This is a genomic window from Burkholderia sp. LFS061, from assembly GCF_047978125.1.
Taxonomy (GTDB): Bacteria; Pseudomonadota; Gammaproteobacteria; order Burkholderiales; family Burkholderiaceae; genus Burkholderia; species Burkholderia pyrrocinia_C.
In genome coordinates this window covers 1-1,500 of sequence record NZ_JBFPFS010000115.1, presented here as the reverse complement: position 1 = coordinate 1,500, position 1,500 = coordinate 1, and the positions used below count along the sequence as shown (strand labels likewise).

Annotated in this window: 1 protein-coding gene and 1 pseudogene; one reads left to right on the top strand and one right to left on the bottom strand. The window is 52.7% G+C overall.

What is annotated here, in order from left to right; genetic code table 11:
* The first annotated feature begins 2 nt into the window (after positions 1-2).
* The gene (locus tag ACNQQL_RS35915; protein ID WP_416392826.1) at positions 3-155 is read left to right on the top strand and encodes an integrase core domain-containing protein; all 153 of its coding nucleotides are present in this window, start codon (positions 3-5) and stop codon (positions 153-155) included.
* Positions 156-448: 293 nt separating this feature from the next.
* On the opposite strand, the pseudogene ACNQQL_RS35910 reads toward ACNQQL_RS35915, so the two are convergent.
* Positions 449-1,500: pseudogene (locus ACNQQL_RS35910) on the bottom strand (hypothetical protein); the annotation flags it as partial.

Sequence of the window (1,500 nt, the reverse complement as noted above, 5' to 3'; positions counted from 1 at the left end):
ACCTGAAAGCCTACGAGTCGGTCAGCCATGCCCGGCGTTCCATCGGCGAATACATTGAGCTGTACAACCGGAAACGACCTCATTCGAGCTTGGCGGATCAGACGCCGGATGAGGCATACTTCGCGACGCTGCCTGCGATCAAGTCGGCAGCATGATTGCCTCGGACATTCCACTTAAAAAGATCGAAAACCTGTCCGAACGAGCGAGGCCACCTCTACTCATCCGTGTACCGTTTGCTGCTCATACTGACCTCCTCGGTTGCCATAAATTATGGCTCGAAGATGTCTACGGAAGGCTGGCCGGTCCATTGAGCCCACCAATAACAACTAAAAAGCTGGCTATTCGAATTGAATTCGGAAGCGCAGACCCGCGGCATGCCCGGGCAGTTCGCGCCTGGGCATGCCCTCCCCAAAAACCTACCTACAGCCCGGAAAATTCAGAGGGCAGATCACTTTTTGATCGGTTCCAACTTTTGGATCGGACTATCGGTCGCCACCAAGAGAATTTGGGTTGTTTGATCAGGGTTGTTCGGCACTGCACGTCGAAGAGCAATATATCTATGCCCGCTTGAAGTTATGAATGCGCGAGCGTTGTAGACTCCATTTTTGTCGCCTGAGACCCTGCTCGCCGACTGTGCTGTGGGAGAGCCGCTCATAGAAGAATTTCGGGCGAGCAAGCCAGCAAGCTGATCACGGGCAATCAAGAGGATATTGCTATCCATGCCCGTAACTCCAGGAGGATTGCCACCTTCCTTGATACCCTCGCTATCAAGAGCCCATATCCCCCCCCCCTCAATCGCGCCATCCCCAGCCGCACACGATGAAATCACATTAAAATAGATTTTTTGATCGCCTCCGGCAAAATCTTCAGGAGAAAAAATTTCTCGCACCGCCGGAGTCTTAATGAGCGGATCAAAGCCAGAAATTATCGGATGCGTTAGAAATCCGATGCTTACAATATTGCTACTGCCAACCGGGGTGGAGGTCACGTTTTCACCAGCGCACATGGTCACGACTGAACCGCCGTCCAAAGTGGCGATGCTTGCCGCTATATCGTCGGGATCTGCCGAGAAAAACATCGGATCTGACGGTTGAATTCCAATTTTCAGCGCGTAACCTTCGCCTGCCCCTATTGCCCCTTGATACCCATCCTGACTATATGCAATTCTATCTTCAAAATTGGCAAGTGGATGCTGACTACCGACATCAAAACCACTGTATGCATCAATGAATGAATATGCGGAAACTTTATATGACAATGGAACGGAGGGGCGATTATCGCCCGCCGGCCCCTTGCCGGGAATGGACGTTTGAACACCGCTTGGCTTACCTATCGGCTTGCTGGGGAGTGGAGCCCCCGTCCGCGGATCCGTGATGCTCGGCTTGGATTTGCCTTGATTGGGTTTATCATCCCCTCCGCCACAAGCGGCAAGCGCGAAGGCGAGCGCGATACCGCCCGCGATCTTCGAGATGTTCGTTACAGTTGTTCGGTTCATTACAC